This is a genomic window from Bacillus sp. FSL R5-0576, assembly GCF_038004765.1.
Lineage (GTDB): Bacteria > Bacillota > Bacilli > Bacillales > Bacillaceae > Bacillus > Bacillus subtilis.
Genome location: NZ_JBBORU010000001.1, coordinates 3,090,718 through 3,115,381, shown reverse-complemented (window position 1 = coordinate 3,115,381; position 24,664 = coordinate 3,090,718). Strand labels below are relative to the sequence as shown.

Below are 24,664 nucleotides of genomic sequence, written 5' to 3'. Positions count from 1 at the left end.
TCTTATCCAAAACCTTAGTAGAGGTTATCTTTTCCTGTTAAAAAAATGATATACTGTGTTAGAGTATTTCATGGAGTAAGTTTTTTTATGAAAGCGGAGGATACGAAGTGGCACAGGTAAGGCTAGCTGGAAAACAAGAAGAAATTGAACAGCTCATTAGATCATTTGAAAAGCATTATGATGTCTCTTATACATCAAAGGAGTACGGAAGGACGAATCCAAAATACAAATATTCAAAGGATTCCCGCGTATATCTTGAATTAAAATTAAAATCTGCCAAGATCGAAAAATAAAAAGGATTTTTTGTGTCATTGGCGAATTATGATCTATTGAAGCAACCGTTATGGAGGGATACATAAATGGAATACAGAATTGAACGAGACACCATGGGAGAAGTAAAAGTTCCTGCTGATAAATTTTGGGGCGCCCAAACACAGCGAAGCAAGGAGAACTTTAAGATCGGTTCTGAAAAAATGCCGATGCGTGTTGTGAAGGCGTTTGCAATATTAAAACGAAGCACAGCTCTAGCTAATAAACGCCTCGGCAATCTGGATGCTGAAAAAGCAGAAGCGATTGCAGCGGTTTGTGATGATGTGCTCAAAGGCAAGTACGATGACAACTTCCCGCTTGTCGTATGGCAGACCGGAAGCGGCACACAAAGCAATATGAACATGAACGAAGTGGTAGCCAACCGTGCGACTGCTTTATTAAAAGAGAAGAACTCTGATCAAACGATTCATCCAAATGATGACGTGAACCGAAGCCAAAGCTCAAACGACACATTCCCGACGGCGATGCATGTTGCCGCTGTTTTGGCTGTTTACGAGCAGCTTGTGCCGGCGCTTGATCAGCTTCGCAATACACTGGATGAAAAAGCAAAAGCATACAATGATATTGTCAAAATCGGACGCACGCATCTTCAGGATGCTACGCCACTGACCCTCGGACAGGAAATCAGCGGATGGGTTCACATGCTGGACCGTTCGAAGGAAATGATTTTGGAAGCGACAGATAAAATGCGTGCGCTTGCAATTGGTGGAACGGCTGTCGGAACGGGTATCAACGCCCACCCAGAGTTTGGAGAGCTTGTCTCAGAAGAGATCACTAAGCTGACCGGCCAAACGTTTAGCAGTTCACCGAATAAATTCCACGCGCTGACAAGCCATGACGAAATCACTTATGCGCATGGCGCATTAAAAGCGCTTGCGGCGGACTTAATGAAAATCGCGAACGATGTCAGATGGCTCGCAAGCGGACCTCGCTGCGGCATCGGGGAGATCGTCATTCCTGAAAATGAGCCGGGAAGCTCCATTATGCCTGGTAAAGTCAACCCGACACAAAGCGAAGCGTTAACAATGATCGCAGCGCAAATCATGGGGAACGATGCTACAATCGGCTTTGCTGCGAGTCAGGGAAACTTTGAACTGAACGTGTTTAAGCCTGTTATTATTTACAACTTCCTGCAATCTGTGCAGCTGCTCAGTGACGGCATGAATTCATTCCATGATAAATGTGCTGTCGGTATTGAGCCTAATAAAGAAACCATTCAGGAAAACCTGTCAAATTCATTAATGCTTGTTACGGCGCTGAACCCGCATATCGGTTATGAAAACGCGGCGAAAATCGCCAAGCTTGCACATAAAGAGGGATTGACGCTCAAAGAAGCAGCTTTGAAGCTTGAATTGCTGACAGAGGAGCAATTTAACGAAATGGTTAAGCCGGAAGACATGGTAAAACCAAAGGCGTAATAGAAAGAAAGAACGGCTGCTTTTTAAGCAGCCGTTCTTCTAAATATGTTGCTGTTTTAATAAATATTTAAGCTGTTCCGCATCTTTGGCGAGAGCTTCAGACTCCGTCAGATTATGAATCATTCCTTTAATGATCACAAGCTTCGGTGTTTTTTTCTTCATTTCTGCTTCAAGTATGTCCAAGCTCTCCGATAATTCAAGAGAGGAGTTTGTGTTTAAGCTGTTAATTTTGTCACGTAGGCTTTTCACAATCGATTCAGTCAGCGGGTCAGGCCGTCCGTGCGTAAGAGGCCCGAATAAAGAACTCGCCTCTTCCAATGTGATGAAAGGCTTATCGTTTCGTTCAGACATGCCTTTTACCATATCATCTATTCGATTCATAATGATATCAGCTAATTGAGACGGCTTCACAGTGTACCCGAGCAAAATCATGCATTCCAGGTAAATCTGGCTGATGCCCTCTATTAAAAAACAAAGCTCAGCAGTGTACGGTTCCGCTTTTTTTCCATAGATGTTCAGCAGGCTGTCGATATGAAATTGAAGTGAGGACTGGCGGATTTTTTTTGCGCATTGCTCCACTTCTTCTGTGTAAGGCAGAGAACCCTCCTTCAACTGCATACTGATAAAATCTTTGTGTTCAAGAATGTTTTCATAGAGGACGGTCAGCTGTTTACGGTAAGCCGTTCTGGGGCTGTCGCCCTTCGTTTTAATATTTAAAATTCGGGTAAACGTTTTATCATAATAGTAGTTCAGCATAGAGAGAAGAAGCGCTTCTTTCGAAGGAAAATAAATATAAAAAGCGCCTTTAGATATTTTGCATTCTTTTGCGATTTCCTGGACTGATGTTGAGTTGTATCCTTTTTGGGCAAATAGTTTTAAGGCTGTTTCAATAATCAGTTTTTCTTTTTCCTTCAATGGTTCCACCCTTTCGGAGCCCGTAGGCCTGCTAGGATATGACCATATAGTCACACCGTCTGTTATAAAATTAACCTTATTGTAACTTGTTTTTTTATCATGTATTATTTATATTATAAATTGAGATGACCGAATGGTCAAAGCTCAAGCGAAAGGGTGAATCTAGAATGAGAGAATTGGACGAAATGATCAGCCGCTTGCGAAACAGAGGAATCAAAGTGGAGAAAGTCAAATATCCGAAGCAGACCTTGTCAGAGAAAAAATGGGTTCATCAATGCAAACAGCCGCTCAAAACAAATTACAGAGATTTTAACGGCTATTCTTTCACATAAAAAAATAGACTGCAAAACATCTACAGTCTATTTTGGCACTGCTATGCGGTATGTTACACCCGTTTTGTCATTTTCAATTGAGATAGATGCCTTATGAAGAGTTAAAATTCGTTTTACGATGCTTAGACCAATGCCGAATTCGCCTTTCTTCCCTTTATTAAAAGGCTCATAGAGGCTGGAGAGCATCTCATCTTCAATATGCGGACCGTCATTTTTAATGGTGATCACGATATTTCGATCATCTTGTTTCATGCTGATTTCTATTTTTGTCTCAGCATAGCGGATTTGATTTTCCAGAATGTTTTCGAGGAGTTTGTTCCATTGCTCCGGATCGCCCGGCATCAAAATATCCTCTTCTACATCAATTTCCCACGATAGTTCTTTCCGCGCCCACTTCAATCGTTCGATGACTTCTTCTGTCACTTCCACAATACTGAACATGTCGTGCTGCACTTTTTGCTTCGCTAAATAATCCAGCTTCGTTAAATATAATAAATCCTTTATTTTTTTCTCCAGCTTAAGAGCTTCGCATTCAATAACATCTACAGTGTTTTCAAGGTCTCCTTTAGGAAAAATCCCGTCTTTAATTGATTGTGTATAGCCTCTGATGACCATGACCGGCGTTTTTAAATCATGAGAGATATTTTGCAATAGAGTTCTTTCTGTTTCATCCTTTTGCACAAGCTTTTGGCGCATCTCTTCGATGGTATGGCCCAATTTGCCGATTTCATCTTTCCGGTCCACTTTTACTGGGTCATCCCAATCCTGTTCAGAAATCCGTTTGACGTGTTTTTCAAATGATACAAGAGGCCTTGATAAATACTTTGCAAGCCAAATAGCCGGAATCCAGCTTAATAAAATGACGACAGCTATAATAAACAGAAGCTGTTTGAACAAGGTATAGGCCAAATCGTCCCGATAAGAATCAAGCGCGTAAGAGAGCATCATCGCTGATTGTCCATTGACGGAAAGTCCCTTTTTAATGACAAAAAACACTTTCTCTCCATTGACGTCGGCGCTGTAACGTTTCTTTTTAGCTTCCTGCTTATCAGCCAGCTTGTACACCTTGTGGATAAATGAAGATGACAGAATGCTTAAATCCTTGTCTGAAGAAGCCTCTTCATTTTCAGGAAGGAGCACGTGCTGTACGGAGCGGACAGTTGTCGGCGCCGTCGCTTCCTCGCTGTAATAGCGCCTTTCAATCGAACCTGGCAGGCGGTACTCTGTCAGAACATGCTGCTCATTTTCAATCGTCGTATACGTTTCATTAGTGAAAAAATCTCGCAGCGTGTTTGAAAATAACACAAGCAGTAAAATCGATATCGCTAACAGGATGCCGGATATGACAACCCATATCTGAAACGCGAGCGGCTTGTTTTTCATGATGACATCATCCTGTAGCCGAAACCGTAAATCGTCTCCACCTTCAATTCAGGCATCTTTCTGCGCAGTCTCCGGACGAGATCATCAACGACCCGGTCTGTTCCGAAGTAGTCATGTCCCCACACTTTTAGGAGGATATCCTCACGAGAGTACGGATGCCCTTTATGATGGATAAATAATAGCAGCAGATCAAATTCCTTTGACGTCAAATTGATGATATTCCCGTTTTCGTCATAGACCTCGCGGGCGTCTTCAGCGACCCGATACGAGGAGACGGCAATTTCATTTTTCTGTACAGGAGGAGCTTCCTTATATACGAGCTGCAGCAGCTTTTGCACACGGATAATCAGCTCCCGCGGCAGAAACGGCTTGGAAATGTAGTCATTGCTGCCAAGCTCTAAGCCAAGCACTCTGTCAATATCCGCATCTCGGGCGGAAATAAAAATGACCGGCACGTCAGGATCTTTCGCCTTGATTTCTTTTATTAATGTATAGCCGTCGGTATCCGGCAGCATGATATCGAGAATCCATAGGTGGGGAGACGGTGTCATTTTCTTTCTGGCGTCTTCACCTTTCGTAAAAGATGTAATGTTCCAGCCCTCATTCTCTAAATACTTCGTCAGCAGTTCATTCAGGTTATCCTCATCTTCAACTAGATAAATGGTGTATGACAAGGCTCTTCACATCCTTTCAACGTCATTATAAACTAGTTTTAACATACGGCAGGCAATTTTCATAATTTCACATATTCTTTTCATTTTTATCCCACAATGTTTGTTTATGATATGTATAAGGGAAGAAAGGAAGAGAAAAAGAGCGAGGAAGATGTAGGATGATCAAACATATTCTATTTTGGTGCTTTGCTTTTCTCCTCATTATTGGGACAATTGAACTTGTACATGCGATGAATATGTAACGATAAATGAATAACCGTTAAAGGAGTGTAAGAACATGGATTATCGACGTGATGGCCAAAACGATCAACATCAAACTGAACCTTCACATACAGAACAGCAGAATACAGAAAACCAGAAGCTGATTGGACATTCTGAACAAGAATTGCTTGACGCGCCTGTGTCGTATGAAGCGGGACGGCAGGAAACGGCTTCTGCTTTAGAAATGGAAAAGCAAGAAACGGCTGTGAAAAAAGAAAAGAAACGGAGAGCCGCATGGCTGAGCCCGATTTTAGGCGGTATTATCGGCGGGGGCCTCATGCTTGGCATCACGCCTTATCTGCCGTCAGACCAAAATCAGGCGACCGAAACCGCTTCCGCAAATAAACAGGTGCAGTCTGATAATTTTACAACGGCGCCGATAACGAACGCATCAAACATCGCTGATATGGTAGAGGATTTAGAGCCTACGATTGTCGGAATCTCAAATATCCAAACCTCTCAAAATAACACATTCGGCACGGGAGGAGGCTCCAGCTCAGAAAGTGAAAGCGGAACCGGGTCAGGTGTTATTTTCAAAAAAGACAGCGATAAAGCGTATATCATTACAAACAACCATGTCGTTGAAGGCGCGAACAAGCTGACTGTTACGCTATACAACGGAGAAACGGAAACTGCCAAGCTTGTCGGCAGCGATACCATTACTGATTTGGCAGTTTTGGAAATCAGTAGCAAGAACGTCAAAAAAGTGGCGAGCTTTGGTGATTCTTCACAGCTGCGCACTGGCGAAAAGGTAATCGCTATCGGTAACCCGCTCGGACAGCAGTTTTCCGGTACGGTGACACAAGGCATCATTAGCGGACTGAACCGGACAATTGATGTGGATACAACACAAGGGACGGTGGAAATGAACGTGCTGCAAACCGATGCAGCGATCAATCCGGGGAACAGCGGAGGCCCATTAATCAATGCAAGCGGCCAGGTCATCGGCATCAACAGCTTGAAGGTGAGCGAAAGCGGCGTGGAATCACTTGGATTTGCGATCCCAAGCAATGATGTCGAGCCGATTGTTGACCAGCTGCTGCAAAACGGGAAGGTGGACCGTCCGTTTTTAGGCGTGCAGATGATTGACATGTCACAAGTTCCTGAAACCTATCAGGAAAATACGCTCGGCCTGTTTGGAGATCAATTGGGCAAAGGTGTTTATGTAAAAGAAGTTCAAGCAAATTCGCCGGCAGAAAAAGCAGGTATTAAATCTGAGGATGTCATTGTCAAACTAAACGGTAAAGACGTGGAAAGCAGTGCGGATATCCGTCAGATCCTTTACAAAGACTTAAAAGTCGGAGATAAAACAACAATCCAAGTGCTGCGAAAGGGAAAAACGAAAACGTTGAACGCGACACTGACCAAGCAGACAGAAAGCAGTTCAAGCTAAGAAAAAAACAAAAAGCTGAACCCAAATAGGGTTCAGCTTTTTTTATCCTAAGTAAGAGGAAAGCATCCACACTTGTTTTTCAACTTCTTCAATTAATCCGACAAACAAGTCCGCTGTCGCATTGTCTTGATTTTCTTCAGCCAGGCCGATCACGAATTTAGATTCGCTGCTGATTTGTTTGTAGTCGTTTACCAATGCTTGTACCATTTCTGAAGCTGATGTTTCGTTTCCGCCGTCTGTGATAGATGCATGCTCAGTGTATTCTTTCACTGTGGCAACAGGCTGTCCGCCAATCGCCAGCAGGCGCTCAGCGATTGTATCGACTGTTTCAGCCGCATGGTCATAAAGTTCTTCAAATTTCTCGTGCAATGTAAAGAAATGAGGCCCTTTCACATACCAATGGAAACGGTGGAGCTTAGAGTATAAAAGAAACCAGTTTGATAATTGTGTGTTCATTGAATTCTCAACTAATGTTTGATTTGTTTTTGCGTTTTCAGTTTTCATAAGATAACGTCCTCCTTGTGATCTGTTGATTTAATTATACCATATACTAAATAAAAATCAATACTAAATTATAATAATTATAATTTAGGTTATTTGAATAGCTTTTTCTTCAGGATAGACTCCCACGCAGACCAAGGAAAAAGCGATCGGAATAGCAGGGTGAGCTTGATGCCCTTTCCGATCGGGTATCGCAATTTCTTTATGTGCTGTTTTGTTGCCAATTGATAAATGAGGTCGGCAACCTCTTGGGGATCTCCGCTTTCTTCTCCGTTTTTTTCAACGTAGGAAAGGATCTTTTTATAGTATTGATGATAGGCTGAATCGTCAGCAGGCACCGACATAAAATTTGATAATGACGTTGACCAGATCGATGTCTTGTATGAGCCCGGCTCGATCAAAGCGGTTTCGATACCGAACGGAAGCAGCTCGATACGCAGGCTTTCAGAAAAACCTTCCAATGCATGCTTGGAAGAAACATATGGCGACAGCGCTGGGAATCCGGTCAGTCCGCTGATGCTGCTCACGTTTATAATCTTTGCGCCGCCATGCTTTCTTATGTAAGGGAGAACGGTTTTTGTCACATGGATCACACCGAAGACATTCGTTTCAAATTGTTCTCTGAAATGTTCCATCGGCACATCCTCGATAAATCCTCCATAAGCCGTTCCGGCGTTGTTAACGAGTAAGTCGATCGGGGCGTAAGCACTAATGGCTTTTCCGAATGAGACTATAGATTGTTCATCGGTGACATCGAGAGCTGTAATGTGAATAGAATCAGACACATTGTGTGCTGCAGCCAATTCTCGAAGCTGTTCCGCTTTTTCAGGCTGTCTTGATGTGGCTATCACGAAAAATGATCGGGCAAGCTTTACAGCTGCCAGCAGACCGAAGCCGCTGGACGCTCCTGTTACGATGGCTATTTTTTTATTCATCCTATACCTCCTATTAAAAGGCTACAGCTATTGTACTATCCTGAACAGGAGATGACGCCTGTAAAAAGAAATTTTTATACAACAATTCAGAATTGTTCTATAATAGAACGAAAGAAGGAAAGGGGTTTTGTGATATGGCGCTGCAAGGGGTAGGCCAAAGATGGGATCTTGATTCATTTTTTAAGGGCGGGAGCCAATCGGAAGAATTCAAAGGTTATATTGAGAAGCTGTCACAAAGTCTGCGTGCATTTCAAGACAGGACTGATGCGTTTCAGGTGCCTGAATCGCCTGAAGAGGCTGAAGGGCTGACCGCGTTGCTTGATTTATTCGAACAGACATCCGTCAAGCTTCAGCAGGCCGGCGCGTTTGTTGCCTGTCTTCAGGCCCAGAATATCAATGATCAAAAGGCTATAGAGCATCAGGCACTCATGAACCGGCTTTCCGCAGATTTTCAATCGTCGCTCGTTACATTAGATCATAAACTTGTGGACATTGATCAAGAAGTGTGGAATAGGTTGTTAACAAAACCGGGATTGCGCGATGTTTCTTACATATTAAATGAAAGAAGACAGAGGGTTGCCGAAAAGCTTAGCCCCGGTAAAGAAAAACTGATCGGGAACCTTGCGGTGGACGGATATCACGCTTGGAGTGACTTATACAATATGATTGTCGGGAAAATGACGATCCCGTATGAGGAAAACGGTGAAAACAAGCAATTGTCTGTCGGTCAGGCGGAGAATATGATGGACCATCAAGACCGTACTGTCAGAAAAACAGTATATGAACGTTTCCGCCAAGCTTGGGAGAGTAAGCAAGATATTTTCAGCAGCACGCTGAATCATTTGGCGGGATTCCGGCTTGAAACCTATAAAGCGCGCGGTTGGGAGAATGTCCTGAAGGAACCGCTGCAAATTAACAGGATGAAAAAAGAAACACTTGATACGATGTGGCAGGTCATCACTGAAAACAAGAAGCCGTTCGTTCAGTTTTTGAACCGGAAAGCATCCATGCTCGGCCTTGAAAAACTCAGCTGGTACGATGTCGAGGCACCGATCGGTTCTGACGGAAAGGTCTATTCGTATGATGAAGCCGCAAATATCATTACCAGCCAGTTTTCAACGTTTGGCAAAAAACTGTCCTCATTCACTGAAAAAGCGTTTCGGGACGGCTGGATTGAGGCGGAAGACAGGAGCGGAAAAAGAGTCGGCGGCTTTTGCACCAGTTTTCCGGACAGCGGGGAATCCAGGATTTTCATGACATTTTCGGGCAGCGCCTCAAATGTCTCTACCCTTGCGCATGAACTCGGGCACGCGTTCCATCAGGAAGCAATGCTCAACGTCAGGCCGTTAAACCGCTCCTACGCCATGAACGTTGCAGAAACAGCTTCAACGTTTGCAGAGATGATAGTCGCGGACGCGACTGTCCAGCAGGCCGAGACCAGGGAAGAAAAGCTTGTTCTTCTGGAGGATAAAGTGCAAAGAAGCGTTGCGTTCTTCATGAACATTCACGCAAGATTTCTATTCGAAACGAGATTCTACGAGGAACGAAAGCGGGGAGTGGTACCGGCCAGCCGCTTGAATGAGCTGATGGAAGAGGCGCAAAGAGAGGCATACTGCAATGCGTTAGAAGAATATCATCCGCTTTTTTGGGCATCAAAACTTCACTTTCACATCACGAGGGTGCCGTTTTACAATTTCCCTTATACATTCGGCTACCTGTTTTCTCTTGGCATTTACGCGCTGGCGCTTGAAGAAAAAAACGCATTCGAAGAGAAGTATATGGCGCTATTGCGAGATACGGCTTCTATGACAGTGGAGGATTTGGCGATGAAGCATTTGGGCGCTGACATCACGAAGCGCGATTTCTGGGAGAATGCCATCAAGCTGGCTGTGCGTGACGCCGAAACCTTTTTACAAATGACCGAATCTTAAAGAAAAAGCCGTGGCGTTAAATGCCCCGGCTTTTTCAATTCTTCTCTGAATGAGGATTTCATTCTCTGGATATACCTAAAATAAATGGAATCCTACAGGGGGGAAACATATGCATTTGGTCAGAGCAGCCGGGGCTGTATGTCTCGCAGTGGTTCTGATTGCAGGCTGCCGTCTCAATGAAGACCAGCAGCAGGCAGAAGGAGAAAATACAGCCGTCACCCAGCTGAAGTCCGTTCCTTACAGCAATTTTTCGCTTCGTGTGAGCTATGGGGATGGTGAGCATAACCGTTATGAAGGAATCTATACAAAGAACGGGACTCAGGAAAAAGCGGAAATACAGGATAAGCTCTCCGGTGTCAATCAGGAGGGAGAAGAAGCATTGGATGAGATGAAAATGATTTTGAGCGAGCTTTCCGTGACAGACCAAATGGCTGAAACAGAAGTGATACACAGTGTGCTGGCAGCATTTAATCTGGACAGTCATTATGATCATATCGATTTAAAATTGAAGCTGAAGGACGGCTCCATCAGAGAAATCAAGAAGTAATCTTGTGATAAAAAACCCATAAACGTCAATTATGTCCATAAAACTAATTGAAAATGATTTTCAAAGTCAGTGTTTTCTGCTACAATGAGGGATATATGACCATATCAAATGGCTGAATATCGGAATCACTTGCATTGATGACAATTGACTTAAAAGCATGTATATAGAAAACGTGCAATACATAGTGCTGCTAAAAGCCAGCAAAAAGGAGCGGTTATGGGTATGAGTGCAATTTCTACAGAAACGCTGAGCTTAGGATACGGGGATGCCGTTATTATTGATGAGTTGAATTTAACAATTCCCAAAGGTGAAATTACCGTATTTATTGGCAGCAATGGCTGCGGAAAATCGACACTTTTACGTTCATTAGCGCGCCTGATGAAGCCGAGAGGCGGTTCAGTGCTGCTGGAAGGAAGAGCCATTGCCAAGCTTCCGACGAAGGAAGTCGCAAAAGAGCTCGCAATCCTGCCCCAAGGTCCTTCGGCTCCAGAGGGGCTGACGGTGCATCAGCTGGTGAAGCAAGGAAGATATCCTTACCAAAACTGGCTGAAGCAGTGGTCAAAAGAGGATGAGGAAGCAGTTGAGAGAGCGCTTAAAGCAACAAAGCTTGAGGACATGGCTGACCGCGCCGTTGATTCTTTGTCAGGAGGACAGCGCCAGCGGGCTTGGATCGCGATGACGCTAGCCCAGGAAACGGATATCATCCTTCTAGACGAGCCGACGACGTATTTAGACATGACGCATCAAATTGAAATTCTTGATTTGCTGTTTGAGCTGAATGAAAAGGAAGACCGGACGATTGTTATGGTTCTCCATGACTTAAACTTGGCGTGCCGCTATGCACATCATCTCGTGGCCATAAAAGACAAACGGATTTATGCAGAAGGCCGTCCGGAAGAGGTCATCACTTGTGATCTTGTGCAAAATGTGTTTTCTATGAACTGTCAGGTTACACAGGACCCGCTCTTCGGAACGCCTCTTTGCATTCCTCATGGCAGGGGCAGATGCATTGTCCAGGAAGCGGCTTTCACATCACATGGATAAATAACGCAGCGAAGGAGCTTTCAATTGAGAAAGCTCCTTGCTGTTTTTTCGAAAGGAAGATGGAAAATGGAACAAACACTTCAGGAGCAACTGGATGGATTGCTGGAGAAGTATACTGAGCTTCTGCTTGGTGAAACAAACGATGAGCTAAAAGAAGAAGTGAAGCAATGGATTTTGTACACCCATATAGCCAAAAGCATGCCGCCCCTCGCTAAGCATTGGAATGCGACATACCCTGACGCAAAGCAGGGCATTAAAGAGATCATTCAGCATATTAAGGAATTAAATGAAGCGCATCGAAACAAACAATAGCCAAAAAGCAGTCTGTTCATTATAGCAGACTGCTTTTTTGTGATTCAGCCGTTTTATCTGGCGTAAAGGAATCCATAAAGGTTCTCAGCGCGCTGCTGATAAACGAATCTTTTCGAACAATAAACTCTGTTTTCATCTGGCTGAGAGCTTCAGGCAGCGGGTACAATCGAATTGATCCTTCTGCTTCATGTTTCTGCACAACCGTTCTTGGCAGCAGCGAGATGCCAAGACCTGCTGTAACCCCGCCGATAATTGCTTCAAGCGTCCCAAATTCCATAATGACCGGCTGTGTGATACCGACGGAACGCAGCCATTTTTCAAGTGTTTCTCGATACGAGCAGCCTGTGCTGTAAACGAGAATCGGCTTTGTGATGGCTTCCTCAACATCGGGCACGGAGGCAGCCGAAACAACTACTGGTTCTTCCTCAAACGCAGGATAGGATTCGAGCTCAGGATGATGGCATTCGCATCCGATAAACGCGCCATCCAATTCATAACGAAGAACTTTATCAAGGAGAAATTGCGTATGTCCTGTTGTTAAAGACAGCTGGACGTTTGGATGTTCTTCATAATAAGATGCCAGGAGCTTTGGAAGCCTTACCGCGGCGGTTGTCTGAGTGGAGCCGATCATAAGCGGCCCGCTTGGTTCTGCGGAGGATGAGAGTGCTTTAGAAGCTTCATCAAGCAGGCCTATAATTTTATTTGCGTAGTCCAGCAGCAACTTTCCGCTTGCGGAAAGAGTCATGCCCCGATTATGGCGTAAAAACAGTGTGGTACCCAGCTCAGCTTCCAATTGTTGAATTCTGGCCGTGACATTCGATTGTACATAGCCAAGCTGCAGGGCTGCTTTCGTAATGGTCCCTTCACGAGCTACCATTTGAAACACACGTAAATCTCCGCTTTCCATTTTGAACTCCTCCGTTCGTTTACTATCAATCTGAGTGATATCTAGTATCTTTAACAATCATTATACGTAACATCAAAGCTGGATTACAATGGAATCAGAAATATACTTTAGTCAACAGCAAGGAGTGGCGGCAATGAATGTCTTGAACAAAATAGCTCTCGTAACGGGGGGCGGCACAGGAATCGGAAAAGCAGCCAGTATGGAATTGGCAAAGTGCGGGGCGATTGTGGCGGTGAATTATTCACGCTCGCAATCAGAAGCGGAGGAAACAGTGGAAAAGATTCAAAAAGCTGGCGGGCAAGCCTTCGCCATCCAAGCAGATGTATCTAAAAACAGCGACGTGCAGGATATGATTCAAGCAATCGTGAACACACACGGCACGGTTGATATTTTAGTCAACAATGCCAGCATTACACGGCATATTCCAATGGATGATCTTGAGGCTGCGACAGAAGACATATGGGATGAGCTGTATGCCGTCAATGTGAAAGGGATGTTTTTCTGCGCGCGGGCAGTGGTTCCGTTCATGAAGAAAAGCAAGGCCGGGGCGATCGTAAACGTCGGCAGCATCGCAGGGGTAACTGGTGCCGGCTCATCTATGCCTTACGCAGTATCAAAATCAGCGGTGCACGGTTTAACGAAATCATTGGCCCACGCCTTAGCGCCTGAAATCAGAGTGAGCGGTGTAGCACCAGGAGCTGTGGCAACGAGATGGTGGGCCGGACGGGAAGAAAAAATGAAAAGCATGATCGGCTCTTTGCCGCTGCAGTGTATTGCTGAACCAGATGATGTTGCCAAATTGATTTGTTCACTAATTGAACAGGAATCACTCACAGGCCAAATTATCACAATTGACAGCGGACAGACGCTGTAAAGAAAGGGATGCAGGGAGATGCCATTTGTACAGATTCATTTACGGTCGGGAAGAAGCGAAGCGTGGCTTCAAAAACTGAGCAGGACTATCCACCAATCGATGATTGAAGAAATCAATGTGCCGGAAGATGACTATTTCCAAGTCATCAGACAATATGAAAAAAGCGAATTTTTTTATGATCCATTTTATCTCCAAGTCGAGCGAACTGATGAACTGATATACATTCATTTTACACTGAAACAGTCAAGAACAACTGAACAGAAAAAAGCACTTTACCGCTCAATCGCGAGCCGGATTCATTCCGAGCTTGGTGTCAGAAAAGAAGATGTGTTTATCATGCTGGCCGGAAATCAGGCTGAGGATTGGTCTTTCGGAAATGGAAGAGCCCAGATGATTGAATAAAAAACCCCGCGGATTGATACCCGCGGGGTGCTCTATTAATGGGAAGGTGATTCAACGGCTTTTGCCGCTTTCTCTTTTTCTTGTTGGTCTTCCGTTTTCTTATTTGATAGCTTGATAGGTTTTAAGAACAAGGTGAATACGGCTCCGACTGCGATAAAGATCAGGCCCGTATAAAACACGCTGTGGAGCGAATCCATCAACGATGTTTTTAAAATCGGCACAATATGGGATGAGAAAGCCGCAGGGATTTGTTTGACTGCGTCCGGACTGAACAGTGATTGCAGCAGCCCTTGCGGATTTGTATCAATCATACCCTTTAGCTGGGCGGCAAACGAGCTTGCCTGTGCCGGAAGAGAGTCTAAATATGGAACCAATTTATCTGTTAATAGATTTCCTGATCTCGCATTCATTACGGCTCCCAGCATGGTAATGCCGAATGTTCCGCCGATAGAACGGAAGAATTGGCTGGATGAAGTGACAACTCCAAGCTCCTCCTTCGAAAAGCTTTCCTGTAAAGCCAATGTCAGAATCGGCATAACAAGGCCCATTCCCAGACCAATAATCGCCATAAAAGATGTAGCGACAAGCTTGCTCGTGTTGAGATCCAATGTCGTTAACAGCAGGAATCCGCCGGCCATAACCAGCATGCCTGCAATGATTTGCGGTTTAATCCCAATTTTATAAACGAGCTGTCCGCCGATGATACTTGTAATAATCATAGAAATCATCATCGGTGTCATAATTGTACCCGATTCAGACGCACTTACACCGACAATTCCCTGCATAAAGAAAGGAACAAACGTAATGGCGCCAAACATACCGATACTCATAAAGAAGCCGATCAAGTTTAGAAATGTAAATGTTCTGTTTTTAAATAAATACATTGGCAGGATTGGCTCTTTTGCTTTTGATTCTACGATGATAAAGCTGACAATGCCGATCAGTGCGAGAGCGAACAACCCAAGAATCTGCCATGAATCCCATGCATAATCTTTTCCGCCAAAGCTTAAGGCGAGCAGGAGGCTGACAACCCCGACAATCATTGTGAAAATACCAGCGATATCGAAGTTGATCGGACCAGTCTGCTGGCGTCCCTGTAATCCTCTGGCAATAAAAATAACCGCAATAATTCCGACTGGTAGATTAATATAGAAAACCCATTTCCAGTTTAACGAGTCTACAATCCAGCCGCCGATTTGCGGCCCAATCACTGAAGCCAGCCCGTAAATTGCGCCAAAGACACCTTGAAATTTAGCACGCTGTTTTCCTGTGAACAAGTCACCGATAACAATCATCGCCATCGGCATCATGATGCCTCCGCCGATGCCCTGCAGTCCACGGAAGATAATCAATTCTGTCATGTTGTTGGCCATTCCGCACAAAGCAGAAGCGGCCATAAAAATAATTAAACCTGATACATAGACAATGCGGCGTCCCAATAAATCAGCCAGTTTACCGGCAATTGGAACAATGGTTGTTGATGTTAACAAATATGCAGTTGTCAGCCAGGTCATCATGCTCAAACCGCCTAGATCACCGACAATTTTCGGCATGGCCGTTCCGACAATGGTGCCGTCAAGGGCTGAAAAAAACATGGCAATAATTAAGCCTGTTATTAATAACGTTCGTTTTGATTGTTTGCCTTCTTTACTCATTTTCATCCGTTTCCTCTTTTCATGTTTTGCTTTTCATCCGTTTCTGCTGCTTGTGCGAGCTTTGCTGTAATATGCGCCGCCTGCAGCATCTCCTCCTCCGTCAAAAAGGAAAGATAGCGCGCCATAATGGCCTTTCTGCCTGCCAAAACCTCCTCGAACTTTCTGTCTCCTTCGTCAGTAAGACTGAGATCAATCACTCGCCTGTCTTTTGTGTTGTGTGTTCTGGCGATAAGATTTTTTTGTTCAAGGCGATCTGCCATTAGCGTCACCGCGCTTGGCTTCACCTCCATACGCTCGGCAATTTCAGAAATTTTGAGGCTGCCGTGTTTCTTTAGGCTGGCCAGCACAAACAGCTGCGCTGGGGTGACACCTTGTTTCTCCATGCTTTCCAGCATTTCAGGCTGTATCTTTTGAAAGAGCGCCTGAAGCGATAATTGAATATCGGACATTAACTGATCCGCACTCTTCATATTCATTTCCCCTCTGTTACATACACTGTATATATATTTTAATGACAAAATAGTTAATGCTTATTAAACATAAATAAGCGTAAATGAAAAGTCAACTGATTTTACACAAAAAAAGGATAGATGCCCGAAAGAACATCGTATCCTTTTTACTGATGTTGTTATTGCTGATAAGGAGACTGCTGCTGAATGGTCTGCTGGAATTTTTGATAGGACTGCTGCAGCTTTTGTGCATCCTCCGCTTCAACAGAATACCATCCATATTGGAACATGAGATCATATAGTTTTCTTTGCGCTTTTTGTGACTCATCAAAAATGGATTGAATATCCTGATAAAGAGACTCGTGGCTGAATTCGTGCAAAGCAGTGCAATAAGCTGTTGTCATGTATTTTTCGGTTGTCAGCAATTCGTTGACGAAATCTCTGTCATTCATTTCCGATGTTGTCGGTACAGGTGTCTGCGGGTTGCTGATTTTTTGATTTTGCTGATTCATTCTGGCGCCTCCTTATTGGATGTAGCCGGACTGCTGCTGGCCTGGCTGCAGGTGCTTTAATATTCTTTGATAGTGATCATGATGCATGTGTCCGACGCGGTCGAGTTCTTGCTTTAACGTTTGATCCTGGCACTGCTGCGCCATGAAATGCGCTTTCTTCATCGCGAGCAAATTCCAGTTCAGCATGTCATTGAGATACAAATGATCCTTTGTCGAAATAACGGAAGGCGGCATTTGAGATTGCTGCTGATTATCCATTGTGATCCTCCTTTGGTTTCTGTTCATTTTATAGTTTCCTTCAGACTGGGAGTTATATACAGGTGTTTTGAAGATGACGGCGGGAGGGAGTCGGATGTTGAGACATGTGTTTTTATTCTTATCTCAAAATAAAACACTTACCAAGTTCGCAAAAGCATACGGAACGCGGCTTGGAGCACGAAGGTTTGTCGCAGGGGATACGATTGAATCGGCGGTTAAGACCGTCAAAAGGCTAAACAGATCCGGTTTGTGTGCAACAATTGATTATTTAGGCGAGTATGCAGCTTCGGAAAAAGAAGCAAACCAAGTCGCAGAGGAATGCAAGAAAGCCATTCAAGCCATTGCCGAACATCAATTGGACTCAGAGCTTTCACTTAAGCTGACCTCAATCGGGCTCGATCTTTCAGAAGAACTTGCTCTTACTCATTTGCGCGCCATTCTTTCCGTTGCGAAGCAATATGATGTTGCTGTGACCATTGATATGGAAGACTATTCCCATTATGAACAGACACTTTCTATTTACAGGCAATGCAAACAGGAATTTGAGAAGCTCGGCACGGTCATTCAGGCGTATCTGTACCGGGCGGCAGAAGATATCAGAAAGATGCGGGACTTAAAGCCGAATCTCAGACTTGTAAAAGGCGCTTATAAAGAATCTGCGGCCGTAGCGTTTCCCGACAAAAGAGGAACGGACCTTCATTTTCAGAGCTTAATAAAGCTGCAGTTGTTAAGCGGGAACTACACGGCTGTCGCCACACATGACGATGACATCATTGCATTTACGAAACAGCTCGTCGCCGAACATCGAATCCCCGCGTCGCAATTTGAGTTTCAAATGCTATACGGCATCAGGCCGGAGCGTCAGAAGGAACTCGCCAAGGAAGGCTACAGAATGCGTGTGTATGTCCCATATGGAACGGACTGGTTCAGCTACTTTATGAGAAGAATTGCCGAACGGCCTGCCAATGCAGCGTTTGTGTTAAAAGGAATTTTGAAAAAGTGAAAGCAGCCGCGGGAAGCAGCTGCATTATGATTGTTCCATGTTATGTTTTTTATACTGCTGATTTTGACTTGTCCGTTTTCCGCCGCCGTAATGCTGAGTCGGACCGGCATCTCCCTTTACGCTCGCCGCGCTGACTGCCGCTGAAGACGGATTTTTTTTCTCTCGTACCATTCCCTTCACCTCCGGGCTTAAGTTGCCCGACTTTTATAGGCTTCATACAAAAAAATAACAAATTAGCTATTGAAGTCGAACCGGAAATCTTTTAAGATGAAAGAAGAAACGAGTTTCATTTTTTTTGGTCAAAAAATGAATGATTATTCATTCAATGTTCAAGGGGGATATCTCATGCACAAACACATTCGGAAGGCAGCCGTTTTAGGATCGGGGGTAATGGGTTCCGGGATTGCGGCGCATTTGGCTAACATCGGAATTCCTGTCCTGCTGCTAGATATTGTGCCGAACGATTTGACAAAGGAAGAGGAAAAAAAGGGGCTGACGAAGGACAGTCCGGAGATGCGCAGCAGGCTGAGCCGGCAGGCGGTGAAAAAACTGCTGAAACAAAAGCCCGCTCCCCTCACATCAGCGAAAAATACCTCCTATATTACACCGGGCAATCTGGAGGATGATGCAGAAAAACTGAAAGAAGCAGATTGGATTATTGAGGTCGTTGTCGAAAACCTTGAAGTCAAAAAGAAAATTTTCGCTCTTGTGGATGAACATCGAAAGACTGGAAGCATCGTCTCAAGCAACACATCCGGCATATCAGTGCAGGAAATGGCTGAAGGCAGGTCGGATGATTTTAAAGCCCATTTTCTCGGAACGCATTTTTTTAATCCCGCACGCTATTTAAAGCTGCTGGAGATCATTCCGATTAAGGAAACGGATCCTGATATTTTAAAGTTTATGACAGCTTTCGGAGAAAATGTCCTCGGGAAAGGTGTTGTTACAGCAAAGGACACACCGAACTTTATCGCAAACCGCATCGGGACGTACGGGCTTCTCGTGACAGTCCAAGAAATGCTGAAAGGCGGCTATCAGGTCGGGGAGGTTGATTCGATCACAGGACCGCTGATCGGCAGGCCGAAAAGCGCTACCTTTAGAACGCTTGATGTGGTCGGTCTCGATACATTCGCCCACGTTGCCCGAAATGTGTATGACAAAGCTGATGGCGATGAAAAAGAAGTGTTTCGCCTTCCAAGCTTCATGAACGATATGCTGGAAAAAGGGTGGATCGGAAGTAAGGCCGGCCAAGGCTTTTATAAAAAAGAAGGAAAAACGATTTATGAGCTTGACCCAGTGACGCTTACTTACGGCGAGCGGACAAAAATGAAAACACCGGCACTTGAAGCGGCAAAACAGGCAAAAGGGACAAAAGCCAAAATGAAAGCGCTTATTTATTCGGATGACAGAGCCGGCCGATTGCTGTGGAATATCACATCTCAAACCCTGCTTTACTCAGCCGAGCTGCTTGGCGAGATTGCCGATGATATTCATGCGATTGACCAAGCCATGAAGTGGGGATTCGGCTGGGAACTGGGCCCTTTTGAAATGTGGGATGCCATCGGCCTCAAGCAGTCAGCGGAAAAGCTTGAGCAGCTTGGAGCAGATATGCCTGGCTGGATAAAAGAGATGCTGGATAAAGGAAATGAAACCTTCTACATCAAAGAGAACGGAACGGTATTTTATTATGACCGCGGCGAATACAGAGCCGTGAAAGAAAACAAAAAACGAATTCATTTACATGCACTTAAAGAAACAAAAGGCGTGATTGCGAAAAACAGCGGAGCAAGCTTAATTGACCTTGGAGATGATGTGGCTCTTCTTGAATTTCATTCGAAAAGCAATGCGATTGGTCTCGATATCATTCAGATGATCCACAAAGGGTTAGAGGAAACAGAGCGGAATTACAAGGGCCTTGTCATCGGCAATCAAGGGAAAAATTTCTGCGTCGGCGCGAACCTCGCCATGATCTTAATGGAAGTCCAAGACGACAACTTTTTGGAAGTTGATTTTGTGATACGCCGTTTTCAGGAGACGATGATGAAAATCAAATACAGTGCGAAACCGGTCGTCGCCGCGCCATTTGGCATGACGCTCGGCGGAGGAACGGAAGTGTGCCTGCCTGCGGCGCGCATTCAAGCGGCAAGCGAAGCCTATATGGGACTTGTGGAATCCGGTGTCGGCCTCATCCCTGGCGGAGGAGGTAACAAAGAGCTGTACATCAACCATCTTCGCCGCGGCATTGATCCGATGAATGCGGCAATGAAAACATTTGAAACGATTGCGATGGCGAAAGTGTCCGCTTCCGCTCAAGAAGCTCGTGAGATGAACATCTTAAAAGAAACGGATCAGATCAGCGTGAATCAAGACCACCTGTTATACGATGCGAAGCAGCTGGCCGCATCTTTATACGATACCGGCTGGCGGCCGCCTGTAAAAGAAAAGGTCAAGGTGCCGGGAGAAACCGGTTATGCGGCACTCTTGCTTGGCGCTGAGCAGATGAAGCTGTCCGGCTATATATCTGAGCATGATTTCAAGATCGCGAAAAAACTCGCTTATGTCATTGCGGGCGGAAAAGTGCCGTTTGGTACAGAGGTTGATGAAGAGTATTTATTGGAGATCGAAAGAGAAGCGTTTTTGAGTTTGGCAGGAGAGGCAAAATCTCAAGCGAGAATGCAGCATATGCTTGTGAAAGGTAAACCTTTACGGAATTAGGAGGGAGCTTATGAAAGAGGCAGTCATTGTGTCAGGTGCAAGAACACCGGTTGGAAAAGCAAAAAAAGGATCTTTGGCCAGCGTTCGCCCGGATGATTTGGGAGCGATTTGTGTAAAAGAGACGCTGAAACGGGCAGGCGGCTACGAAGGCAATATTGACGATTTGATTATTGGCTGTGCAACGCCTGAAGCGGAGCAGGGGCTTAATATGGCGAGAAATATCGGTGCGCTCGCGGGCCTGCCGTACACAGTTCCGGCGATTACAGTTAACCGTTATTGCTCTTCAGGCCTTCAGTCTATTGCATATGCAGCAGAAAAAATTATGCTCGGCGCCTACGATACAGCGATCGCCGGCGGAGCAGAATCCATGTCGCAAGTTCCGATGATGGGGCATGTTACCCGTCCGAACCTTGCTTTGGCAGAAAAGGCACCGGAATATTATATGAGTATGGGGCACACAGCCGAGCAAGTCGCGAAAAAATACGGCGTCTCCCGTGAGGATCAAGACGCGTTTGCCGTTCGCAGCCACCAAAACGCCGCTAAAGCCCTTGCAGAAGGAAAATTTAAAGATGAAATTGTACCCGTAGAAGTGACGGTGACAGAAATTGGAGAAAACCATAAGCCTCAGGAAAAACAATTTGTATTTTCTCAGGATGAAGGTGTTCGCCCGCAAACGACTGCAGACATCTTATCGACATTGCGCCCGGCCTTTTCCGTTGACGGGACGGTGACTGCGGGCAATTCCTCGCAAACGAGTGACGGAGCGGCGGCTGTCATGCTGATGGACCGGGAAAAAGCTGATGCTCTTGGCCTGGCGGCGCTTGTGAAATTCCGCTCCTTTGCGGTAGGCGGCGTGCCGCCGGAAGTGATGGGAATCGGACCGGTGGAAGCGATTCCGCGCGCTTTGAAGCTTGCCGGACTTCAGCTGCAGGACATCGGCTTGTTTGAACTGAATGAAGCTTTTGCCTCACAGGCCATTCAAGTAATCAGGGAATTGGGAATTGATGAAGAAAAAGTGAATGTCAACGGGGGCGCAATCGCGCTTGGACACCCGCTTGGCTGTACAGGCACAAAGCTTACACTCTCACTCATCCATGAAATGAAACGGAGAAACGAGCAATTTGGAGTCGTGACCATGTGTATCGGCGGCGGGATGGGAGCGGCCGGTGTATTTGAATTATGCTAAAGGGGGAAAAACAAATGGCAAAAAAAGCGGCTGAAGTACAAAAAGGCGGCGGATTTTTAATCGAGGATGTCACATACGATCAAATGTATACACCGGAGGATTTCACTGACGAGCATAAAATGATTGCGAAAACAACAGAGGATTACATCGAGCAAGATGTTCTCCCTCATATAGATGATATCGAAAACCATCAATTTGAGCATTCTGTCAGACTGTTGAAGAAAGCGGGCGAACTAGGGCTGCTTGGCGCCGATGTGCCGGAAGAATACGGAGGGCTCGGCCTTGATAAAATCAGCTCGGCACTCATCACTGAGAAATTTTCGCGTGCGGGAAGCTTTTCTCTTTCTTATGGGGCGCATGTCGGTATCGGTTCCTTGCCGATCGTCTTTTTCGGATCAGAAGAACAAAAGAAAAAATATTTGCCGGGACTCGCTTCAGGCGAAAAGATCGCCGCTTATGCTCTGACTGAGCCTGGCTCTGGATCTGATGCACTTGGAGCAAAAACAACAGCTGTGCTGAATGAAGCAGGAACGCATTATGTATTAACAGGGGAAAAACAGTGGATTACCAACTCTGCTTTTGCCGATGTATTTGTGGTTTACGCTAAGGTAGACGGCGACAAGTTTTCAGCCTTTATTGTAGAAAAAGAGTTCCCGGGTGTCTCCACGGGACCGGAAGAAAAGAAAATGGGAATCAAGGGATCATCGACAAGAACCCTCATTCTGGATCAAGCTGAAGTGCCAAAGGAAAACCTGCTCGGAGAAATCGGCAAAGGGCATGTCATCGCCTTTAATATTTTAAACATCGGCCGTTACAAACTGGCGGTTGGCACAATCGGCGCATCTAAACGCGTCATCGAGCTGTCTGCGGCATACGCAAATCAGCGCCGCCAATTTAAAACGCCGATTGCTGGTTTTTCATTGACACAGGAAAAAATCGGGACAATGGCCTCAAGGCTGTATGCGATGGAAAGCTCTGTATACAGAACCGTCGGACTGTTTGAAGACAATATGAGCCAGTTCACGGCCGAAGATCTCAAGGACGGCCGGCAAATCGCCAAATCGATTGCGGAATACGCCATCGAATGCTCTCTGAATAAGGTATTCGGCTCTGAAACGCTTGATTATATCGTTGATGAAGGCGTGCAGATTCATGGAGGCTACGGCTTTATGCAGGAGTACGAAGTAGAAAGGGCCTATAGGGATTCAAGGATCAATCGGATTTTTGAAGGCACAAACGAAATCAACCGGTTAATCGTGCCAAGCACCTTCCTAAAAAAAGCGCTTAAAGGCGAGCTGCCTTTATTCGAAAAAGCGCAGTCGCTGCAGGAAGAACTCATGATGCTTATGCCTGAAGAGCCTGGAAGCGGCGTCTTAGAGCAGGAGAAATATATCGTCAAGCAAGCCAAAAAAATTGCGTTGTTTGCTGCCGGCCTAGCCGCGCAAAAATACGGAAAAGCCATCGATCGTGAGCAAGAAATTCTCGTGAACGTAGCGGATATCGTCAGCAATGTATACGCAATGGAATCAGCCGTGCTCAGAACGGAAAAGGCCATTGCCGCTCAAGGCGCTGAAAAAGCAGCGCAAAAGGTGCTGTACACAGAAATTTTCGTTCAAGAGGCCTTTAACGAAATTGAAGCGCATGCGAAGGAATCCCTTATCGCAATGGAAGAAGGAGATTCACTCCGCATGATGTTTTCCGCTCTGCGCAAGCTGACACGCGTAACGCCTAAAAACGTGATTCAGAAAAAACGCGAGGCGGCGGCAGGCATTTTTGAGGCTGAGAAATATACTGTCTGATTGGCCAAGAGCTCCGAATGCGCGGAGCTCTTTTTTAAGAAGCACTGTTTTAGGTTTTTAAAACAAACTGTGTTAAAATAACCTCGATTATTTTATTGAGGGGGAAGAAGATGTCGTTAACTTTTTACTGGTACCCTAAATGCGGAACGTGCCGCAAAGCAAAGAAGTGGCTTGAAGAGCATGGGAAAGAAATAAACGAAATACATATTGCTGAGCAGCCGCCAAGCAAAGAAGAATTAAAAGCGCTTTATGAAAAAAGCGGGCTGGATCTCAAGAAATTTTTCAACACGAGCGGCATGAAATACCGCGAGCTCAATCTCAAGGAAAAGCTGTATCACATGTCAGAGGACGAACAGCTCGAGCTGCTGGCTTCAGATGGCATGCTGATCAAACGCCCGCTTACAACAGACGGCGAAAAAGTGACTGTCGGATTTAAAGAAGACCAATTTGAAGAAAACTGGGCTTAATGTAAATTTTTTTTGAAAAGTGTGGTATCTTCTTATTGTAGTGCTGTAAAAAATGGAGGGATTCAATTGAGCATACCAAAAGATTTGCGTTACTCAGGAGAACACGAGTGGGTAAAAGTTGAAGGAGAAAAAGCCAGAATCGGAATTACGCATTTTGCCCAGTCCGAACTAGGCGACATCGTGTTTGTCGAACTTCCTGAAGTGGGCGCTGAAATCAAAGCGGACGAGCCATTCGGCAGTGTTGAATCCGTTAAAACGGTATCTGAGCTTTATGCACCGATTAACGGAACGGTTGTGGAAGTAAACGAAGATCTTGATGACAGTCCGGAATTCGTCAACGAATCTCCGTACGAAAAAGCATGGATGATCGTCGTTGAGCCATCCGACGCTTCTGAAATTGAAAAACTGATGACAGCAGAGCAATATGAAGAGATGACACAAGAAGACTAAAACAGGATAGC

At 45.2% G+C, this 24,664-nt stretch carries 27 protein-coding genes; 16 read left to right on the top strand and 11 right to left on the bottom strand.

The features are described 5' to 3' along the window. Positions 1-107 precede the first annotated feature (107 nt). Together NX903_RS16080 and fumC are read left to right on the top strand one after the other, a co-directional pair. Positions 108-293 (top strand): YvzF family protein, encoded by a 186-nt coding sequence (locus tag NX903_RS16080; protein WP_003221676.1) that lies wholly within the window; start codon positions 108-110, stop codon positions 291-293. Positions 294-359: 66 nt separating this feature from the next. Then, positions 360-1,748, top strand: a complete 1,389-nt coding sequence (fumC, locus tag NX903_RS16075; protein WP_003228523.1) for a class II fumarate hydratase — start codon at positions 360-362, stop codon at positions 1,746-1,748. 39 nt (positions 1,749-1,787) lie between these two features. Here the strand turns inward: fumC and NX903_RS16070 are convergent, their stop codons facing one another. Next, positions 1,788-2,663 carry a TetR/AcrR family transcriptional regulator gene (locus tag NX903_RS16070; RefSeq protein WP_064671601.1) on the bottom strand — a complete coding sequence of 292 codons (876 nt, stop codon included), beginning with the start codon at positions 2,661-2,663 and terminating at the stop codon, positions 1,788-1,790. 167 nt (positions 2,664-2,830) lie between these two features. Between NX903_RS16070 and spxO the strand changes: the two genes are divergently transcribed. Continuing rightward, entirely contained in the window at positions 2,831-2,995 is a 165-nt protein-coding gene (spxO, locus tag NX903_RS16065) for an anti-adapter protein SpxO (protein WP_003221681.1), read from the top strand. A gap of 27 nt (positions 2,996-3,022) precedes the next feature. On the opposite strand, the gene cssS is transcribed toward spxO, so the two are convergent. After that, positions 3,023-4,378 (bottom strand): secretion stress-responsive two-component system sensor histidine kinase CssS, encoded by a 1,356-nt coding sequence (gene cssS, locus NX903_RS16060; protein ID WP_003228527.1) that lies wholly within the window; start codon positions 4,376-4,378, stop codon positions 3,023-3,025. Continuing rightward, positions 4,375-5,052 carry a secretion stress-responsive two-component system response regulator CssR gene (gene cssR, locus NX903_RS16055; RefSeq protein WP_003228529.1) on the bottom strand — a complete coding sequence of 226 codons (678 nt, stop codon included), beginning with the start codon at positions 5,050-5,052 and terminating at the stop codon, positions 4,375-4,377. Before cssR ends, cssS begins: the two co-directional genes overlap by 4 nt. Before the next feature lie 277 nt (positions 5,053-5,329). On the opposite strand from cssR, the gene htrB reads away from it, so the two are divergent. Continuing rightward, complete coding sequence (gene htrB, locus NX903_RS16050) at positions 5,330-6,706, top strand: serine protease Do-like protein HtrB (protein WP_021480571.1); 1,377 nt, start codon at positions 5,330-5,332, stop codon at positions 6,704-6,706. Between the two features lie 42 nt (positions 6,707-6,748). Here htrB and mrgA read toward each other — a convergent pair whose 3' ends face one another. Both mrgA and NX903_RS16040 read right to left on the bottom strand, forming a co-directional pair. Continuing rightward, the gene (gene mrgA / locus NX903_RS16045; RefSeq protein WP_014477938.1) at positions 6,749-7,210 is read right to left on the bottom strand and encodes a metalloregulation DNA-binding stress protein MgrA; all 462 of its coding nucleotides are present in this window, start codon (positions 7,208-7,210) and stop codon (positions 6,749-6,751) included. 89 nt (positions 7,211-7,299) lie between these two features. Further along, complete coding sequence (locus tag NX903_RS16040; RefSeq protein WP_021480570.1) at positions 7,300-8,142, bottom strand: oxidoreductase; 843 nt, start codon at positions 8,140-8,142, stop codon at positions 7,300-7,302. A gap of 134 nt (positions 8,143-8,276) precedes the next feature. Between NX903_RS16040 and NX903_RS16035 the strand changes: the two genes are divergently transcribed. The 4 genes from NX903_RS16035 to NX903_RS16020 all read left to right on the top strand — a co-directional run bounded on the left by NX903_RS16035 (position 8,277) and on the right by NX903_RS16020 (position 11,976). Further along, a complete protein-coding gene (locus NX903_RS16035) occupies positions 8,277-10,073 on the top strand; it encodes a M3 family oligoendopeptidase (protein ID WP_072175788.1) in 1,797 nt (598 codons plus the stop codon). Positions 10,074-10,182: 109 nt separating this feature from the next. Then, complete coding sequence (locus NX903_RS16030; protein ID WP_017696422.1) at positions 10,183-10,620, top strand: YusW family protein; 438 nt, start codon at positions 10,183-10,185, stop codon at positions 10,618-10,620. A 216-nt stretch (positions 10,621-10,836) separates the two neighbouring features. Then, entirely contained in the window at positions 10,837-11,664 is an 828-nt protein-coding gene (locus NX903_RS16025) for an ABC transporter ATP-binding protein (RefSeq protein WP_010886609.1), read from the top strand. 24 nt (positions 11,665-11,688) lie between these two features. Then, entirely contained in the window at positions 11,689-11,976 is a 288-nt protein-coding gene (locus tag NX903_RS16020; RefSeq protein ID WP_086344295.1) for a YusU family protein, read from the top strand. Positions 11,977-11,995: 19 nt separating this feature from the next. Here NX903_RS16020 and NX903_RS16015 read toward each other — a convergent pair whose 3' ends face one another. Further along, positions 11,996-12,883 (bottom strand): LysR family transcriptional regulator, encoded by an 888-nt coding sequence (locus NX903_RS16015; RefSeq protein WP_086344294.1) that lies wholly within the window; start codon positions 12,881-12,883, stop codon positions 11,996-11,998. Between the two features lie 133 nt (positions 12,884-13,016). Here NX903_RS16015 and NX903_RS16010 point away from each other — a divergent pair, with 133 nt between their 5' ends. Next, a complete protein-coding gene (locus tag NX903_RS16010) occupies positions 13,017-13,757 on the top strand; it encodes an SDR family NAD(P)-dependent oxidoreductase (protein ID WP_086344293.1) in 741 nt (246 codons plus the stop codon). Between the two features lie 18 nt (positions 13,758-13,775). Beyond that, entirely contained in the window at positions 13,776-14,159 is a 384-nt protein-coding gene (locus NX903_RS16005; RefSeq protein WP_015483672.1) for a tautomerase family protein, read from the top strand. A 35-nt stretch (positions 14,160-14,194) separates the two neighbouring features. Here the strand turns inward: NX903_RS16005 and mdtP are convergent, their stop codons facing one another. The 4 genes from mdtP to NX903_RS15985 all read right to left on the bottom strand — a co-directional run bounded on the left by mdtP (position 14,195) and on the right by NX903_RS15985 (position 17,033). Beyond that, positions 14,195-15,820, bottom strand: coding sequence for a multidrug efflux MFS transporter MdtP (mdtP, locus tag NX903_RS16000; RefSeq protein WP_086344292.1), 1,626 nt, complete (start codon positions 15,818-15,820; stop codon positions 14,195-14,197). Then, positions 15,817-16,284: a MarR family transcriptional regulator MdtR gene (mdtR, locus tag NX903_RS15995; protein ID WP_014480800.1), complete on the bottom strand. Its 468-nt coding sequence runs from the start codon at positions 16,282-16,284 to the stop codon at positions 15,817-15,819. The genes mdtP and mdtR overlap by 4 nt, the downstream gene beginning before the upstream one ends. Before the next feature lie 158 nt (positions 16,285-16,442). After that, positions 16,443-16,775 (bottom strand): spore coat protein, encoded by a 333-nt coding sequence (locus NX903_RS15990; protein ID WP_003222766.1) that lies wholly within the window; start codon positions 16,773-16,775, stop codon positions 16,443-16,445. A gap of 12 nt (positions 16,776-16,787) precedes the next feature. Continuing rightward, positions 16,788-17,033 (bottom strand): hypothetical protein, encoded by a 246-nt coding sequence (locus NX903_RS15985; RefSeq protein WP_003228567.1) that lies wholly within the window; start codon positions 17,031-17,033, stop codon positions 16,788-16,790. A 94-nt stretch (positions 17,034-17,127) separates the two neighbouring features. Between NX903_RS15985 and NX903_RS15980 the strand changes: the two genes are divergently transcribed. Next, complete coding sequence (locus tag NX903_RS15980; RefSeq protein ID WP_015251264.1) at positions 17,128-18,036, top strand: proline dehydrogenase family protein; 909 nt, start codon at positions 17,128-17,130, stop codon at positions 18,034-18,036. Positions 18,037-18,060: 24 nt separating this feature from the next. Here NX903_RS15980 and NX903_RS15975 read toward each other — a convergent pair whose 3' ends face one another. Then, positions 18,061-18,207, bottom strand: a complete 147-nt coding sequence (locus NX903_RS15975; RefSeq protein ID WP_003240817.1) for a YuzL family protein — start codon at positions 18,205-18,207, stop codon at positions 18,061-18,063. Positions 18,208-18,381: 174 nt separating this feature from the next. Here NX903_RS15975 and NX903_RS15970 point away from each other — a divergent pair, with 174 nt between their 5' ends. From NX903_RS15970 to gcvH, 5 genes are all read left to right on the top strand, one after another. Next, a complete protein-coding gene (locus tag NX903_RS15970; protein WP_069964469.1) occupies positions 18,382-20,751 on the top strand; it encodes a 3-hydroxyacyl-CoA dehydrogenase/enoyl-CoA hydratase family protein in 2,370 nt (789 codons plus the stop codon). 10 nt (positions 20,752-20,761) lie between these two features. Then, entirely contained in the window at positions 20,762-21,937 is a 1,176-nt protein-coding gene (locus NX903_RS15965) for an acetyl-CoA C-acetyltransferase (RefSeq protein ID WP_069964303.1), read from the top strand. A gap of 14 nt (positions 21,938-21,951) precedes the next feature. Continuing rightward, on the top strand, positions 21,952-23,736 hold the full coding sequence (gene fadE, locus NX903_RS15960) for an acyl-CoA dehydrogenase FadE (RefSeq protein WP_077671100.1): 1,785 nt from the start codon (positions 21,952-21,954) through the stop codon (positions 23,734-23,736). 110 nt (positions 23,737-23,846) lie between these two features. Further along, positions 23,847-24,203 carry an arsenate reductase family protein gene (locus NX903_RS15955; RefSeq protein WP_003222779.1) on the top strand — a complete coding sequence of 119 codons (357 nt, stop codon included), beginning with the start codon at positions 23,847-23,849 and terminating at the stop codon, positions 24,201-24,203. Between the two features lie 66 nt (positions 24,204-24,269). Then, on the top strand, positions 24,270-24,653 hold the full coding sequence (gene gcvH, locus NX903_RS15950; RefSeq protein WP_003222781.1) for a glycine cleavage system protein GcvH: 384 nt from the start codon (positions 24,270-24,272) through the stop codon (positions 24,651-24,653). Positions 24,654-24,664: the final 11 nt, after the last annotated feature.

What these genes read in the sequence shown, in the direction of transcription:
- mdtR (WP_014480800.1), bottom strand. Translation starts at nt 16,284, where the DNA reads ATGAAGAGTGCGGATCAGTTAATGTCCGATATTCAATTATCGCTTCAG.
- cssS (WP_003228527.1), bottom strand. Translation starts at nt 4,378, where the DNA reads ATGAAAAACAAGCCGCTCGCGTTTCAGATATGGGTTGTCATATCCGGC.
- NX903_RS16025 (WP_010886609.1), top strand. Translation starts at nt 10,837, where the DNA reads ATGGGTATGAGTGCAATTTCTACAGAAACGCTGAGCTTAGGATACGGG.
- mdtP (WP_086344292.1), bottom strand. Translation starts at nt 15,820, where the DNA reads ATGAAAATGAGTAAAGAAGGCAAACAATCAAAACGAACGTTATTAATA.
- NX903_RS15985 (WP_003228567.1), bottom strand. Translation starts at nt 17,033, where the DNA reads ATGGATAATCAGCAGCAATCTCAAATGCCGCCTTCCGTTATTTCGACA.
- NX903_RS16005 (WP_015483672.1), top strand. Translation starts at nt 13,776, where the DNA reads ATGCCATTTGTACAGATTCATTTACGGTCGGGAAGAAGCGAAGCGTGG.
- NX903_RS15990 (WP_003222766.1), bottom strand. Translation starts at nt 16,775, where the DNA reads ATGAATCAGCAAAATCAAAAAATCAGCAACCCGCAGACACCTGTACCG.
- mrgA (WP_014477938.1), bottom strand. Translation starts at nt 7,210, where the DNA reads ATGAAAACTGAAAACGCAAAAACAAATCAAACATTAGTTGAGAATTCA.
- fumC (WP_003228523.1), top strand. Translation starts at nt 360, where the DNA reads ATGGAATACAGAATTGAACGAGACACCATGGGAGAAGTAAAAGTTCCT.
- spxO (WP_003221681.1), top strand. Translation starts at nt 2,831, where the DNA reads ATGAGAGAATTGGACGAAATGATCAGCCGCTTGCGAAACAGAGGAATC.
- NX903_RS16035 (WP_072175788.1), top strand. Translation starts at nt 8,277, where the DNA reads ATGGCGCTGCAAGGGGTAGGCCAAAGATGGGATCTTGATTCATTTTTT.
- NX903_RS16010 (WP_086344293.1), top strand. Translation starts at nt 13,017, where the DNA reads ATGAATGTCTTGAACAAAATAGCTCTCGTAACGGGGGGCGGCACAGGA.
- fadE (WP_077671100.1), top strand. Translation starts at nt 21,952, where the DNA reads ATGGCAAAAAAAGCGGCTGAAGTACAAAAAGGCGGCGGATTTTTAATC.
- NX903_RS16040 (WP_021480570.1), bottom strand. Translation starts at nt 8,142, where the DNA reads ATGAATAAAAAAATAGCCATCGTAACAGGAGCGTCCAGCGGCTTCGGT.
- htrB (WP_021480571.1), top strand. Translation starts at nt 5,330, where the DNA reads ATGGATTATCGACGTGATGGCCAAAACGATCAACATCAAACTGAACCT.
- NX903_RS15965 (WP_069964303.1), top strand. Translation starts at nt 20,762, where the DNA reads ATGAAAGAGGCAGTCATTGTGTCAGGTGCAAGAACACCGGTTGGAAAA.
- NX903_RS15970 (WP_069964469.1), top strand. Translation starts at nt 18,382, where the DNA reads ATGCACAAACACATTCGGAAGGCAGCCGTTTTAGGATCGGGGGTAATG.
- NX903_RS15980 (WP_015251264.1), top strand. Translation starts at nt 17,128, where the DNA reads ATGTTGAGACATGTGTTTTTATTCTTATCTCAAAATAAAACACTTACC.
- NX903_RS16030 (WP_017696422.1), top strand. Translation starts at nt 10,183, where the DNA reads ATGCATTTGGTCAGAGCAGCCGGGGCTGTATGTCTCGCAGTGGTTCTG.
- NX903_RS15975 (WP_003240817.1), bottom strand. Translation starts at nt 18,207, where the DNA reads ATGGTACGAGAGAAAAAAAATCCGTCTTCAGCGGCAGTCAGCGCGGCG.
- NX903_RS15955 (WP_003222779.1), top strand. Translation starts at nt 23,847, where the DNA reads ATGTCGTTAACTTTTTACTGGTACCCTAAATGCGGAACGTGCCGCAAA.
- NX903_RS16015 (WP_086344294.1), bottom strand. Translation starts at nt 12,883, where the DNA reads ATGGAAAGCGGAGATTTACGTGTGTTTCAAATGGTAGCTCGTGAAGGG.